Here is a 15026-nt window from a genome sequence, read left to right on the forward strand (position 1 = left end):
TGCTACGCTCCCGAGCAGAACTCGGCCTCATGGAATGGTCAACACCTGACCCACCCGAAGAATATCGCTGTCCAGCCCGTTGGCCTGCTTCAGCGCCTTCATGCTGATGCGATGACTGGACGCCACCTGGGACAGCGTGTCGCCGCCCTTGACGCGATACTCGTTACTGGCGCTGCCGCGACCCTGATCGCGCTGCCACGCCAGCAGGCTCGAGGGCGGCGGATGCTGCTTGAAGTGCGCGACGATACCCTCGTAGATGGCCTGGGCCAGCTTGGCCTGGTGCGCCGACGACTTGAGCTGTGCCTCTTCACGCGGATTGGAAATGAAGCCGGTTTCGACCAGCAGTGACGGAATATCCGGCGATTTCAGCACCACGAAGCCCGCCTGCTCGACGCTGGACTTGTGCAGCTTGTTGATTCGCCCGAGCTGGTCGAGCACCTGACCGCCCGTCGCCAGCGAGTCGTTCATCGTCGCGGTCATGGTCAGGTCGAGCAGCACGCCGCGTAGCACCTCGTCCTTGTCATCGAGGCTGAGACTGCCGTCGACGCCGCCGATCAGGTCGGACTGGTTCTCGCTGGCCGCCAACCAACGCGCGTTCTCCGAGGTCGCGCCACCTTGAGACAGGGCATAGACCGAGCTGCCATAAGGCTGCCTGCTGCGCACCGCGTCGGCGTGAATCGAGACGAAGAAATCCGCTTTCTGCTGGCGGGCGATCAGGGTGCGCTGACGCAAGCCAACGTAATAGTCACTGTCCCGGGTCAGAAACGCCTTGAACCCCGGCGTCTGGTCGAAGCGCTGCTTAACCTTGCGGGCGATCTGCAGCACGATATCCTTCTCGTGCGTACCGTCGGGTCCCGAGGCGCCGGGATCCTCGCCCCCATGACCGGGATCGACGGCAACGATGATGTCGCGCTTGGGGTGGGGCTGCGCTTCGGCGGTCGATGCCACCGCTTCGGCCTTCTGCGGGTTACCCTCGGCAACCGCTTCGGTCTGTGCCCGCTTCGCGGCAATTTCCTGATCGCGGATCATCGCCTCGATGGGATCGATGGGATCCTTGACCGCGCTGGCGCCAGGATAATCGAGATCGACCACCAGGCGATCGCTGTACTGCTCGTTGGGCGGCAGGGTGAAACTCTTGGGAACGACGGCGCGGTCGACATCGAGGACGACACGCAACCCGCCACTTTCGCGCACGCCGGTGCGCACCTTGGAAATGGCGCTGTCGTCCAGATCGAGCTTGTCGATGTCGAAGTTCAGATCGGTGCGGTCGAGATCGATGACGACTCGATCGGGATTATCGAGAGTAAAGACATTGGCGTTGACCGGCCCTGACATGTCGAACACCAGCCTCACGTGATCCGGCGCCGACCATAAGCGCAGGTTATCCACGTTGACCGCCTGGGCCTGGCCGACAACCCCGAGACAGCACAGCGAGGCCAGTGCGACCATCAACCGACGACCGATTTCGAAATTCCTGATCCGATCGCCGCCGCGTCGAACCGACCCCGTCACGAAGGTCACCAGCAGCAGCGTCAGGGGCAGCAGCGCCCTCAAAACGCCAACACGGTATCGCGTCGAGACATCGCACGGTGAAGTCGCGGTCGTGGGCGATATCTCTCGAACATCTTTCAGCATTCATCTTCCTTGTGACTGACGGGTACTTCACCGCTCACCGAATCGCGCAAATCCACCGGCAGGCTAGCCAGCACGGCGTGTCCACGCGGGCTCCGCGCCCTTGCCAGCGCTTGGCGGCCACCGGTCACCACCTCGAGATGGAGCTCCAGGTCCGGCACTGGCAACCAGCCGGCGCCGCGGCTGGGCCATTCGATCAGACACAGCGCGTCGCCGCCCAGCATGTCGCGCGCACCGATGAACTCCAGCTCCTCGGGATCGCCCAGGCGATAGAGATCGAAATGGTAGACGCAGCCCGTGGCGGTCTCGTAGGGCTCGACGAGTGTATAGGTCGGGCTCTTGACGGCGCCGGCATGACCACAGGCACGCAGTATGCCCCGCGCCAGCGTGGTCTTGCCGGCGCCGAGATCACCGATCAGGTGAACCTGGCCGCGACCGGCCAGCGCCCGTCCAAGGGATTCTCCCAAGGCTACCTGGGCGGCTTCATCGTTGAGAATGATCGGCATGACTCGGAAATGGTTGAGGGTTGGCCAAAGTTCGCGCATAGGATGCCAGATCGGTCGCCAGCAAACCACGCTCGCCGCCATCCAGGGCGGCAGCGTCGGCCGCCAACGCATGCAGCAGCACCCCGACACTCGCCGCCTCGCCGAGCGAGGAGAGCTGGCCGAGCGAGGAGAGCTGAACAACGAGCCCGGCAATGATGCCGGTCAGCGCATCGCCCATGCCACCACTGGCCATGCCGGGGTTGCCGAACGGGCACAGCGTGAGCAGTTCGCCGTCGTAGACCAGCGTGCCCGCGCCCTTGAGTACGATCGTCCCGCCCCATCGCCGCTGCAGGGCAACGACGGCGCGACGCCGATCCTGCTGAACCTCGGCGGTGGAAATCCCCAACAGCCGCCCTGCCTCGCCGGGATGCGGCGTCAGGACCCAGTCGTCGCGGCGGCTCTGGGTCGCATCGCGCGCCAGCAGATTGAGCGCGTCGGCGTCGACCACGCAAGGTTTGCCTGCCGCGAGCACGCTCTGCAGCGCCGCTTGGCCCCAGGCATCGCTGCCGATTCCCGGGCCAACGGCGAGAATATCGGCGGCCTCGACCAGCGGTTCGAGGTCCGGCGCGCCGCGCACGCCTCGCGCCATGATTTCGGGAAATCGGGTCAGGCTGGCCGAGACATGCGCGGCATCGGTGGCCAAGCTGACCTTGCCCGCTCCGACCCGCGCCGCCATCTCACTGGTCATCAGCGCGGCGCCGCCCATGCCCGGCGCCCCGGCTACCACCAGCACGTGGCCGTGACTGCCCTTGTGGCTATTGGGTGATCGCGGTGGCAACGCTGCGACCAGATCCTGGCGATTCTGCCGCCAGGCGACCGGCACGATATCGCCATGCCGCAGCGGATCCACGCCGAGCGTGGCATGGATGACCTCCCCGACCACGTCGAGCGCCGCGCCGGTATGCAGCCCGAACTTGTCGCCGATGAAGGTGATCGTCAGCGTCGCCTTGATCGCCTCGGCTTCGACATGGCCGGTATCGACATCGACGCCGGACGGCACATCGATGGCCAGCACCGGGCAGCCGCTGGCATTGACCTCGGCGATCGCGGCGGCATAGGGCTCGCGAAGAGCTCCTTGAGCGCCGGTACCCAGCATCGCGTCGATCATCAGCTCGCCGTCGAGGGTCAGCCCATCCTCCCACGCTACCGGCACGACACCGGCCTCTGCTGCCAGCGCTGCCGCTTTCCGCGCGCTGCCCTCGAGCTCGGCAACCGGCTTGAGAGCCACCAGATCGACCATCAGACCATCGGCGACGGCCAGCGCCGCGATGACATAACCGTCGCCACCATTGTTGCCACCGCCGCACAGCACGCAGAGACGACGTAGCTGAGGCCATCGGGCGCGCAGCGTGTCGTAGGCCGATTCACCGGCACGCCGCATCAACGCGAAGCTGTCGCCCTCGGCTTCGAGGGCTCGGCGATCCAGTTCGCGCACCTGATCGGCAAGATAGAGCGGGCGCTGAGAGAAAGAGGCGGACATCGTGACTCCTGTCGTCTTCCAAAAATTGCAGATGACCCCGGAGGCCATGGATAAACGCAACCCGTGATGAACGGTGCTGCCGAACGCCAATGCGGACGACGTTCGGCTGACGTCAAACTGAAGAGTGGTGTAGGGTAGCGCCCCCATCCCCATCAGCGTTTCGGCGGTATGTCACAGCCACCCAGCATCGATCTCAATGAGCTCGCCTCACGCATCAAGCAGTGGGGACGAGAACTCGGCTTCCAGGCGATCGGTATCACGGATACCGATCTGTCGAACCATGAGCGCTACCTGCAGCGCTGGCTGGAAGCCGGGCATCACGGCGAGATGCACTACATGGCTAAGCACGGCAACAAACGCACGCGGCCTCAGGAGCTCGTGCCCGGAACGTTACGCGTGATCAGCGCGCGCATGGATTATCTGCCGCCCGAGGTCGAAACCACCAAGATACTCGGACAACCGCAGAAAGCGTATGTTTCACGCTACGCCCTCGGCCGCGACTATCACAAACTGATCCGCAAGCGTCTCGATCAACTGGCCCGCAGAATCGAGGACGAAGTCGGCGAGATCGGCTACCGCGCCTTTGTCGACTCGGCGCCGGTGATGGAACGCGCCCTGGCGCAAAAAGCAGGGCTCGGCTGGTTCGGCAAGAACGCCATGCTGCTCAACCCCCAGGCAGGTTCGCTGTTCTTTCTCGGCGAACTGTATACCGATCTGCCGCTACCGGTGGACCCGCCCTTCGAACGCGATCACTGCGGTTCCTGCTCCAGCTGTCAGACGGCCTGCCCGACGGACGCCATCATCGACGACAAGGTGATCGACGCCCGTCGCTGCATCTCGTATCTGACCATCGAGCTCCACGGCAGCATCCCCACCGAGTTTCGCAGGGCCATGGGCAATCGTGTCTACGGCTGCGACGACTGCCAGCTGTTCTGTCCTTTCACCCGCTTCACCCGCGCCAGCACCGAGCCGGATTTCGCCCCGCGCCACGACCTCGACCGGGCCGAGCTGATCGACCTGTTCGCATGGAGTGAGATCGAATTTCTCAAGCGCACCGAAGGCAGTCCGATCCGACGCATCGGCTACCAACGCTGGCTTCGCAATCTCGCCATCGGGCTGGGTAATGCGCCCTGGAGCGAGCGCGTCGAGAGCGCGCTGCGGGCGCGTCTCGCCTACCCGTCCGATCTGGTTCGTGAACATGTGCGCTGGGCGCTGGAAGAGCAACGCACCAAGCGCGAGGCACGGATCGCCAGCGCCTGATGTCTTGCGACGATGCCGGGGCAGCGTTCAGCTCGGCAACTTGAGGAACGTCTCGCGATAGTGCTTGAGCTCCGCCAGCGATTCGCGAATGTCATCCAGCGCCTGATGCGTGTTCTGCTTGGTGAAGCTGCTCGCCGCCGCCGGATTCCAGCGTTTGGCCAGCTCCTTCAACGTCGAAACATCCAGATTGCGGTAATGAAAGAAATTGTTGAGCGCCGGCATCTCTCTTTCCATGAAGCGGCGATCCTGATGCACGCTGTTGCCGCATACCGGCGAGCTGCCGGGCTCGACGTAGGTCGCCAGAAATTCCAGCGTACGGCGCTCAGCTTCCGAGGTATCGACGGTGCTTTCACCAACTCGCCGGATCAGGCCGGATTCGCCGTGGGTCTTCTGGTTCCAGGCATCCATGCCTTCGAGCAGCGACGCCGGCTGGTGCACGGCCAGTACCGGCCCCTCGGCGATCAGGTTCAGGTCGCCATCGGTGATCAATGTTGCCACCTCGATGATGCGCTCTCGATCGGGGTCGAGACCGGTCATTTCCAGATCGATCCAGACCAGCAGGTCACGGCGGGCGCTTGAAGTGGATGGGTCAGACATGAACGACTCCAGGTTGGTGTCGCCCGGCAAGGAACGCGGGCGGACACGGCAAGACGGTAAAGGCTACAATGCCCGCCATTCTACCCCCAGGGCACAACGGGAGAGCAAACCCATCCGCCAGACAACGACAACCATGAGTCATCATAAGCCATGAGCCGCCGCAAACTGACCCGCCAACAGCGCTGGCGCGTGGAGAAGATCCAGGCAGAACGCACCGAACGAGCGTCAAAAAAGGACGAGCGCGACAGCGGCCGCCTCGATGCCGGCGAATACGGCAGCGAGCGCCCCGGCCGGGTCGCCGCGCACTTCGGCCGTTCGCTGGAGGTCGAATCCGTCGAAGACGATCAGATTCGCCTCCACCGCTGCCACCTGCGCGCCAATCTCGAAGGGCTGGTGACCGGCGACCAAGTGATCTGGCGTGAGGCCAACGATGGCAGCGGCGTGGTAGTTGCCCGGGGCGAGCGCCACAGCGTGCTCGAGCGCCCCGACACCCACGGCCAGTTGCGCCCGGTTGCCGCCAATATCGATCAGATCCTGATCGTCGTCGCGGTCGAACCGGAGCCGCATCCCAACCTGATCGATCGTTATCTGGTCGCCGCCGAGAGCACCGGCATTCCGCCGGTGCTGGTGCTCAACAAGAGCGATCTACTACCCGATGAGGGTGGCGCGCTGCGCGACTGGCTGAGACGCTATGATGCGCTGGGCTATCCGCTGATCGAAGCCTCGGCACGCGGCGAGCACGGCCTCGACGCCCTGCACGGTCAACTGGCAAATCGCACCTCGGTATTCGTCGGTCAGAGCGGCGTCGGCAAATCGTCGTTGATCGACAAGCTGCTTCCCGAGGAGACGCTGCGGATCGGCGAGCTGTCGACGGACACCCGCAAGGGCAAGCACACCACCACCACCGCCCGGCTCTATCCGTTACCTCCTGCGGAGAATCTCGACGTAACCGAAGCCGAAGGCAGTCGACGAGGCGATCTGATCGACTCCCCCGGAATCCGCGAGTTCGGCCTGTGGCATCTCGACGAGCGCGAACTGGCCGAAGGCTTCATCGAATTCCGACCCTATCTCGGCCGCTGTCGATTCCGTGACTGCCGCCATCGACAGGAACCCGGTTGCGCCCTGCTGGGTGCCGTCGAACGTGGCGATATCCATCCTCAACGTTTCGCCAGTTTTCAGCGCATCAGAGACGACATCGCCGCGTCCTGAGACGCGGCGATATCTGATCATCCATAAATGCCTGAGCTGACTCATTCAAACAGTACCAGGTCACCACTGACGAAGCCGCTACCGTCCTCCTGCACGTTACTCTTGAGGGGCAAGCCCCTCAAACTCCCCTTTTTGACGCCACAGAACGGCGGACTCCGAACGCTAGAGCGTCTGCGCTCGGGTCGGCGCGAAAGGGCATCCTGCCCAACGCGCCTCTCGCGTCATCCATGACGCGAGACCCGGCTCGACGCTCTGCGTTCAGCGCCGTTCTGGAAGGCGTCTAGGGTGCGAGACTTCGAGCAAATCAACCAGGCTCAGAAATACAACGCCGCGCCCTGAGGCGCGGCGATTGCTTAAGAGCGGCCTGAGCGCAGGCCGTCTGGATCAACCCTCGAACAACATCAGAATGGACAGGAAGAACAGCACCCACATCGCCGGGCGCACTTCCTTCGACTTGCCCACGCCGACCTTGACCACCACGAAGGTCAGAAAGCCGAACACCACTCCGTGGGTGATCGAATAGGTCAATGGGATCAACATCATCGCCACGAAGGCCGGAATGGCATCGTCGTACTGCTGCCAGTCGATGGTCCGGATCGGTGACAGCATGAATACGCCGACCATGATCAGCGCCGGCGCGGTAGCGATGGCCGGAACCAGCGCCAGCAACGGCGACAGAAACAGAAACGGCAGGAACAGTAGCCCCGCGACTACGGCGACCAAGCCTGAACGCCCGCCCTGGCTGATACCCGCGGCGGATTCGACGTAGGCATTGGCCGGGCTGGTGCCTAGCGGCGCGGAGATCAGCGCCGAGGCCGCGTCCACCATCATCGAGCGGCGAATGTTGCGCGGCTCACCATCGGCGTCGAGCAGATTGCCCGCCTGACACACGCCGATGAAGGTCGACATCGCATCGAAGAAGGTGGTGAACAGAATCACGAAGATGAACGGCCAGTAGGCGATCGACAACGCGCCGAGGAAATCGACCTGCCCCATGGCGCCGAAATCGGGCCAGGCGAAGATGCCGTGGAAGTTGACCAGTGTCGGCGAACCGGTGGGCGACATGGCGCTGGCGTCGCCCCACAGACGACCGATGGGAATGGCGATGATCGTGGTGACGACGATACCCAGAATCAGCGCACCCTGCAGGCGTTTTGCCACCAGCACCGCGGTGATGCCGAGACCGATCAGAAAGGTGACCAGGGTCGGCGTCATCTCGCCGAGGCCGACCACCGTGGCCGGGTTGGAGACCAGCATGCCGGCATTGACCAGCCCGATCACGGTGATGAACAGCCCGATACCGCAGGCGATGGCGTGGCGCAGGGTCGCCGGGATCGCATCGACCACGTAGCGACGCACGTTGAACAGCGCCAGAATCCCGAACAGCACCCCGGACCAGAACACGCAGCCCAGCGCCGTCTGCCATTCGATACCCGCGCCCAGCACCATGGTGTAGGTGAACAGCGCATTGATGCCCATGCCCGGTGCGACCAGGATCGGGTTGCGCGCATAGAGACCCATCATCACGCTGCCGAAGAAACTGATCAGCACGGTGGCGGTCAGCGCGCCGGCGAACGGCACACCCGCACTGGAAAGGATCGAGGGGTTGACCACGATGATGTACATCGCCGCCAGGAAGGTCGCGATGCCCGCCAGCACCTCGGTTTTGACCGTCGTTCCCAGCGAGCGCAGAGAGAACATTTTTTCAAGCACGCAGCAATCTCCTGGCAATCATGATTGTTATTGGTAACGCGAGTCGCGTTGGTAAATTTTGTATACGAAACTAGTTCCAATAAAAAGGTCCGGGAGCCATTCCGTTCAAAAATACATCCCGCCCGATTTTACGGCCAACCGGACCGGCGTATTGGCACCACTCTCGAGCGGCGCGCAGTATAACGAATCCTTCCGTTGCCGCCACCCGCCTGCTACCGGGTCGCTACCCGAGGAGCGAGCGTGTGTGCCATCATCATAGCCATCGCCGCATGACGATCACGACACAAACGATCACGACACAAACGATCACGACAGGAGTCACCGCTCATGAGCTCGGAAATTCCTCAGTTGCCGCTGATTGTGGATCCGGCCACGCTTGCGCAACATCTCGAAGATCCACACCTGCTGATCATCGACGTTCCGCTCAAGGCCGAAAGCTACGAATCGGGTCACGTGCCGGGTGCGATCTTCCTCGAGTCCCGCCGCCTACTGGCCGGCTCGGGCGAAGTGCCCAACGATGTGCCTTCCGAAGCCGCCCTGAGCGCGCTGTTTTCCGAACTTGGGCTGACCCCGGAGACCCATGTCGTCGCCTATGACGACGAGGGCGGCGGCTGGGCCGGGCGTCTACTGTGGACGCTGGAACTGATCGGGCATCGTCGTTACTCGTATCTCAACGGCGGCATTCACGCCTGGCGTGCCGACGGCCAGCCGGTCTCCACGACGCAGGACTCGCCGCCCCCCAGCGAATACCAAGCGGCCTATCTCAACCCTCGAGCCCAGATCCGGCGCGAGGAGCTGATCGAGCGTCTCGACGACCCAGATCTCGCAATCTGGGACGCCCGTTCCGATGAAGAGTACCGTGGCATCAAGGGCGACAACCGGCAGCTCGGGCATATTCCCGGCGCGGTCAATTTCGACTGGCTGGACGTGATGGATAAAGATCGCGACCTGCGTCTTCGCGACTATGCGGAGCTTGTCACCGAACTGGAAGCTCGCGGCCTGACCCAGGCCAAGGAGATCGTCACCCACTGTCAGACCCATCACCGCAGCGGGCTAACCTGGCTCGCCGCCAAGGCGCTCGGTTATGACAACGTTCGCGCCTACCCCGGCTCGTGGAAGGAATGGGGCAATCGCGACGATACCCCCGTCGAGAAATAGTACGAGTCGCTCGTAGCTCGTAGCTCGTAGCTCGTAGCTCGTAGCTCGTAGCTCGTAGCTCGTAGCTCGTAGCTCAGTCTATTGCGCGGACCGGGGACTCTCGCTACCTTGTCCGCCTTTCAGCTTATCCGTCTTCAAGCGGGTCTCTCTTCCAATATCGGGGTCGTCATCGTGGATCGCCAGGAACTCTTCGCCAGAATTCAGTACCCGCTGCCCCAGCATGCGATCTCGCGACTGATCGGCCAGCTCGCCGATTGCCGAATCGCCGCGGTCAAGGACCTGTTCATTCGCCGCTTCATCGACACCTACGGCGTTGACATGAGCCAGGCCCTGGAGCCGGATCCGACCCGCTACGCCTGCTTCAACGATTTCTTCACCCGCGCCCTCAAACCCGACGCTCGCCCCATCGGCGAAGGGCTGGTATCGCCGGCCGACGGCGTGCTTTCGCGCTACGGGCGTATCGAACACGGCACCCTGATCCAGGCCAAGGGCCAGACCTACTCGCTCAGCGCACTGCTCGGCGGCGATGTCTCGCGCGCGGCGCCGTTCCGTCAGGGCAGCTTCGCCACGGTCTACCTCGCGCCGAAGGACTATCACCGCGTCCACATGCCGATGACCGGCACCCTGCGCGAGATGACCTACGTGCCGGGACGGCTGTTTTCGGTCAACAGCGCCACCGCCAACCATGTTCCCGGACTGTTCGCTCGTAACGAGCGGCTGGTGTGTATCTTCGATACCGAACACGGGCCGTTGGCCATGGTGCTGGTCGGCGCGATGATCGTCGCCGCGATCGAGACGACGTGGGCCGGCCAGGTCACCCCGTTGAGCGGACGCGTCCAGACCACCCGTTTCGATGAGCCGATCGTGATCGAGAAAGGCGAGGAGATGGGCCGCTTCAAGCTCGGCTCCACCGTAGTGATGTGCCTGGGTCGCGAAACCGCGTTCGGTGACTTCGACCCCGAGGGCAACCCGATCAGCATGGGCCAGACGATGGGCGCACTGCCCGGCACCATCTAAAACACCCATTCAATCTATGGACACTTCAGGGAGCATGCAATGCCACTGGAAATCTCCCGCAACGTGTCGATCCCCGACAACGAGATCGAGCTCATCGCGGTTCGCGCGCAAGGCGCCGGGGGCCAGAACGTCAACAAGGTCTCCTCGGCGATTCACCTGCGCTTCGACATCCGTGCCTCGAGTCTACATCCCGGCTTCAAGGAAAAACTGCTGGCGCTCAGTGACCGACGTATCACCCGCGACGGCGTCGTCGTGATCAAGTCACAGGAGCACCGTACCCAGGAGCTCAACCGGGATGCCGCGCTGGTCCGGCTCAAGCAGCTGATCAAACCCGTGCTCTACGGCGACAAGCCGCGGCAGGCAACCAAGCCCAGCCGTAACGCCAAACGCAAGCGCGCCGATAGCAAGACCCGCCAGGGTCAGAAAAAGCGTCTGCGTGGCCGCGTGGATGAGTGAACTACCTACCCTCTTCGAGACGGTCGAATCGCTATGTCAGTCTTGCCATCAAACCGGCCATCAGTCTCGAGCGCTCGATCAGGCTGTCGACCTCGATGTGTTCGCTCAGGGTATGAATACCGGCACCGCGCAGGCCCAGACCGTCGAGCGTCGCCAGCCCCAACGCCCCGGTGAAATTGCCATCGGAACCACCGCCGTTGCTGGAATGCGGCAGTGGCATTTCCAACTCATCCGCAACGGCCTTGGCGTGATCATAAAGCGCTAGCGTCGCCGCGTTCGGCTCCCACACCGGACGCACCACGCCCAGCTTGACCTCGAAACCGACCCCGCTCTCGTCAAGCTGGTTCCATCGCAGCATGCGTTCGATACCGCGATCCAGATCGGTCTGACGCTTGGCCATGCTCAGCGCCTCGCCGCGGCAGGTGGTCGACACGCAGTTGACCCATTGACCGCCCTGCACCACACCGACGCTGAAGGTACAGTCGTCGTCGGTCATTGCCTCGATTTCGGGAATCCGCGCGACCATCTCGCGAATCGCCGAGTGCCCTTCCGCCAATGCGGCACCGGCATGACTCGGCCGGCCGTGAGCCAGCAGCTCGAAACGGGCAATGGCGTAGCGCCCGCTGACCACGCCATTGCCCTCTCGCGCCGGTTCCGGCACCAGAATATAGCGATGTTTTGACGCTTCCCGTTCGATCAGCTCGCGGGTGCCGGGACTACCGATCTCTTCATCGCAGGTCAGCAGTACATGAATCGGTAACGCTGTGTCGATTCCCGCTTCCCGTAGCGCGACGACCGCTTGAAGCGCGGCGTAAGTCCCGCCCTTCATATCGCAGATGCCGGGGCCGTAACAGCGAGTACCCTCCTGCCTGAAGGGCAATGTTTCCAGCGTCCCGACGGGATGAACCGTATCGAGATGCGCCATGATCAGAATGCCGCCACGTTCGCTATCGGGATGCGGAAAGCTCGCCTTGAGGCAATCGCCAAGCCCCGGCGGACCCGGAATGCGCTCGACATCGGCACCCCAGGTGGCCAGGTCTTCCGCAGCCAGCGTCATCATGCGATTGACCGCACCGGTGTCGAAGGTCGGGCTCTCGCACTCGATCCAACGCTTCAGGCCCGCCAGCAGTTCGTCGAGATCGAACGCAAGAGTCCTTGTGAAATTCTGAGCGAGACTCATGCGCTGATCGCCCCGGCTGCACTGATACCGGCCAGCTCATTGAGACGGCGCTCGGCAATTCGCGCCAGTAGGCTCGCGCCGACCGGCAGAATGCCATCATCGAGCACGAATGCCGGGTTATGAACCGGGATATCGCCAGCGTGACCGACCCAGCAGTAGGAGCCCGGGACTCTTTTCAGCATGTCGGCGAAATCCTCGCTGCCCATCACCGGACGGCCGAGATCGCCGACGCCGGTCTCACCGACGATCTCTCTGGCCGCTGCCGCCAGCGCTTCGGTCTGTTCGACGTGGTTCTCCAGCACCGAGAAGATGTTGCGGATATCGACATCGATCTCGACCCCATAGGCGTCGGCGAGCCCGGCGGCCAGTTCACGAATGCGTCCGTGGATCAACGACGCGACGCTGTCGTCGAAAGTGCGAATGGTCCCGGAGAGCGTGGCCGACTGCGGAATCACGTTATAGGCGGAGCCCGAATGCAATTGCGTGATCGAGACCACGGCAGCGTCCAGCGGGTCGGTATTGCGGCTGACGATGCTCTGCATGGCCTGTGAAAGCTGGGTCGCCACCACGATCGGATCCCGTGCGTTATTGGGCTGCGCACCATGGCTGCCTCGGCCGTGAATGACGATATCGAAAAACTCCGCGCCCGCCATCGCCTTGCCGCTCATCACACGAATATGACCGTGATCGAGGTGCGGCGCGTTGTGCAGCGCATAGACTTCATCGCAGGGAAACTGGTCGAACAGGCCCTCTGCGATCATCCGCCGCGCCCCGCCCAGCCCCTCCTCCGCCGGTTGAAAGATGAGGATCGCGCGACCGGCGAAGTCCCGGGTCTCGGCAAGATAGCGCGCCGCGCCCAGCAGCATAGTGGTATGACCGTCATGACCACAGCCATGAAACCGGCCGGGATTTGTCGACGCAAACGGTAGCCCCGTCTCTTCGTTCATGGGCAGCGCATCCATATCGGCACGCAGCCCTACGGTCTTGCCCGGCCCATGATTACCCTCGATCACGCCGATCACCCCGGTTCCACCGATGCCGGCATGGACCGCGATGCCCAAGCGCTCGAGATAGGCACTAACGATTCCAGCGGTGCGCAGCTCCTCGAAGCCGATCTCGGGATGAGCGTGAATATCGTGACGAATCTCGATCAGTTCAGCGGTAAAGGCATCGATGCGCGGCAACGTGGTCATGAGAACTCCTCGGTAGGGAAAAATCCGCATTGGCGAAAGTCGGGATCAGGCGGGTTCGATAGCCGGTACGAACGCCTGGCCCGATGGAGAGGTACGAACGCCCGGGCGCAGCCGCTTCCAGGGCAGCGCTCCGGGATCGACCGCCATCGGACCGGGTGCAGCGCAGACCAGAATCGTCTCCGCGATCGGCGCGAAGTCGGCGCGGAAATGGACCGAACTCTTGTTGACCAGAATGGCCTGCTCCAAGGGTTCGATGCCCACAGAACGATACATCGCCTGGTCCGCCATCTGCGCCTTGCGGCTGACCACCACGACACAGATATCGTCGATTCGCAGGCAGGCCGAAGGGCCCATGTCGAGGCGTCCGCCGCCGTAATAGGGGCCGGGCGCAATAAAGCGACCGTCCGAGAGCGCTTCGACCGTGAACGCCGCCTCCAGCGGCGAGTCTCCCGCCACACCGGAATGCCCACCGAGCGCCAGCCGGATCACCGCGCCGACGCCCGTCTCGTGTGCGGCACTGGCCGAGGCCGGGTCGAACACATTGCCGATGGCGGCGCGCTGGGCTCTACAAGCGATGAGCGCTTTCAGCATGCCCATGGTGTCGGAGTCGCCACCCGCGCCGGGGTTGTCCTGGGTATCGGCGATGATGACCGGCTTCATCGCCCGTTCGGCCAGGCGCATTGCTTCGCGTACGCCCGCTTCCGGGTCGAAGACCTGTCCGGCAAATGCCGACTCCTGCGCCGCAATCCGCGACACCAGGGCATCGGCAGCCTCATCCGCGCGGGCCTGATCCGCGCCATAGACGATGACACTGGGACCGCAGTCGGCAAAATCCGCGGCCGGGAATCCGGTCAAGAACGACACCGAGGGTAGCGATTCGCTCTCCATCGCCGCCACCTCTGCGTAGAGCGAGCGGCATGGTTCTTCCGCCGTGCACTGCCAGGCGATCGGCATCAGGAAACCGAGCTGGCGAAACGCCTTGGCCGGACGCTGTCCACTTGCCAGCAGCATCGCCAACGCGGCGGCACAGCGGGCGCCGGTTGCGGCCATATCGACGTGCGGATAGGTGCGATAGGCGATCAGCATGTCCGATTGTTCGACCATCATCGGCGTGACGTTACCGTGCAGATCCAGCGTGGCGACGATCGGTACGCCTTCACCCACTAGGGCCCTGACGCGACGGAGCAACTCGCCTTCGCCGTCATCGAAGTGTTGGGCGACCATGGCACCGTGCAGATCGAGATAGACGCCATCGAGCGGCATCGCCTCGTCGATGGCCGCCAACAACCGTGCGGCAATACGCTCGAAGGCGTCCTGGGTGACATGGGCCGACGGACTCGCCGCCGTCCAGAGGGTGGGAATCAGTGTCCATGCCCGCGTTTCGGGAGCATCGATGAAACCGCACAGGCCTATATTACTGGCGGCCACCGCGTCGAAGATTGCTTCGCCCTCGCTCAGCGGTGGCGCTCCACCACCGCGCAGGAAGTCTTCATAGGTCGCCTGACTAGGCGCAAAAGTATTGGTTTCGTGGAGAAAACCACCGACGGCAATCCGGGGGTGTGACATGAACATTCCTTGGTCATGGG

13 protein-coding genes are annotated in these 15026 nt (G+C 63.4%); 5 read left to right on the forward strand and 8 right to left on the reverse strand.

The features are described 5' to 3' along the window. Positions 1-27: 27 nt before the first annotated feature. The 3 genes from DOM58_RS06285 to DOM58_RS06295 form a co-directional block, all read right to left on the reverse strand. Positions 28-1449, reverse strand: coding sequence for an N-acetylmuramoyl-L-alanine amidase (locus tag DOM58_RS06285; protein ID WP_110692343.1), 1422 nt, complete (start codon positions 1447-1449; stop codon positions 28-30). Positions 1450-1628: 179 nt separating this feature from the next. Next, positions 1629-2138, reverse strand: coding sequence for a tRNA (adenosine(37)-N6)-threonylcarbamoyltransferase complex ATPase subunit type 1 TsaE (gene tsaE / locus DOM58_RS06290; protein WP_110692192.1), 510 nt, complete (start codon positions 2136-2138; stop codon positions 1629-1631). Next, entirely contained in the window at positions 2116-3657 is a 1542-nt protein-coding gene (locus DOM58_RS06295) for an NAD(P)H-hydrate dehydratase (protein WP_110692193.1), read from the reverse strand. The genes tsaE and DOM58_RS06295 overlap by 23 nt, the downstream gene beginning before the upstream one ends. Positions 3658-3825: 168 nt before the next feature. Here DOM58_RS06295 and queG point away from each other — a divergent pair, with 168 nt between their 5' ends. Then, complete coding sequence (gene queG, locus DOM58_RS06300) at positions 3826-4917, forward strand: tRNA epoxyqueuosine(34) reductase QueG (RefSeq protein WP_110692194.1); 1092 nt, start codon at positions 3826-3828, stop codon at positions 4915-4917. Between the two features lie 27 nt (positions 4918-4944). Here queG and orn read toward each other — a convergent pair whose 3' ends face one another. Continuing rightward, positions 4945-5514 (reverse strand): oligoribonuclease, encoded by a 570-nt coding sequence (orn, locus tag DOM58_RS06305; protein ID WP_110692195.1) that lies wholly within the window; start codon positions 5512-5514, stop codon positions 4945-4947. Positions 5515-5664: 150 nt separating this feature from the next. On the opposite strand from orn, the gene rsgA reads away from it, so the two are divergent. Continuing rightward, a complete protein-coding gene (gene rsgA / locus DOM58_RS06310; protein WP_110692196.1) occupies positions 5665-6723 on the forward strand; it encodes a small ribosomal subunit biogenesis GTPase RsgA in 1059 nt (352 codons plus the stop codon). Between the two features lie 384 nt (positions 6724-7107). Here rsgA and DOM58_RS06315 read toward each other — a convergent pair whose 3' ends face one another. Further along, the gene (locus tag DOM58_RS06315; RefSeq protein ID WP_075562622.1) at positions 7108-8424 is read right to left on the reverse strand and encodes an NCS2 family permease; all 1317 of its coding nucleotides are present in this window, start codon (positions 8422-8424) and stop codon (positions 7108-7110) included. A 339-nt stretch (positions 8425-8763) separates the two neighbouring features. Between DOM58_RS06315 and DOM58_RS06320 the strand changes: the two genes are divergently transcribed. From DOM58_RS06320 to arfB, 3 genes are all read left to right on the forward strand, one after another. Continuing rightward, positions 8764-9594 (forward strand): sulfurtransferase, encoded by an 831-nt coding sequence (locus tag DOM58_RS06320; protein WP_110692197.1) that lies wholly within the window; start codon positions 8764-8766, stop codon positions 9592-9594. 171 nt (positions 9595-9765) lie between these two features. Continuing rightward, positions 9766-10611, forward strand: a complete 846-nt coding sequence (gene asd / locus DOM58_RS06325; RefSeq protein WP_425353389.1) for an archaetidylserine decarboxylase — start codon at positions 9766-9768, stop codon at positions 10609-10611. A 39-nt stretch (positions 10612-10650) separates the two neighbouring features. Then, on the forward strand, positions 10651-11067 hold the full coding sequence (arfB, locus tag DOM58_RS06330; RefSeq protein ID WP_075563886.1) for an alternative ribosome rescue aminoacyl-tRNA hydrolase ArfB: 417 nt from the start codon (positions 10651-10653) through the stop codon (positions 11065-11067). Positions 11068-11098: 31 nt separating this feature from the next. Here arfB and DOM58_RS06335 read toward each other — a convergent pair whose 3' ends face one another. Genes DOM58_RS06335 through DOM58_RS06345 form a run of 3 tightly spaced genes read right to left on the reverse strand, consistent with a single transcriptional unit; the run spans position 11099 to position 15006 of the window. Next, positions 11099-12247, reverse strand: a complete 1149-nt coding sequence (locus DOM58_RS06335; protein WP_110692198.1) for a M20/M25/M40 family metallo-hydrolase — start codon at positions 12245-12247, stop codon at positions 11099-11101. Further along, the gene (locus DOM58_RS06340; RefSeq protein ID WP_110692199.1) at positions 12244-13440 is read right to left on the reverse strand and encodes a M20 aminoacylase family protein; all 1197 of its coding nucleotides are present in this window, start codon (positions 13438-13440) and stop codon (positions 12244-12246) included. The genes DOM58_RS06335 and DOM58_RS06340 overlap by 4 nt, the downstream gene beginning before the upstream one ends. Positions 13441-13485: 45 nt before the next feature. Beyond that, the gene (locus DOM58_RS06345; protein ID WP_110692200.1) at positions 13486-15006 is read right to left on the reverse strand and encodes a M81 family metallopeptidase; all 1521 of its coding nucleotides are present in this window, start codon (positions 15004-15006) and stop codon (positions 13486-13488) included. Between the last annotated feature and the right edge of the window lie 20 nt (positions 15007-15026).

Origin of the sequence: Salinicola halophyticus, from assembly GCF_003206695.1 — a bacterium.
Classification (GTDB): Bacteria; Pseudomonadota; Gammaproteobacteria; order Pseudomonadales; family Halomonadaceae; genus Salinicola; species Salinicola halophyticus.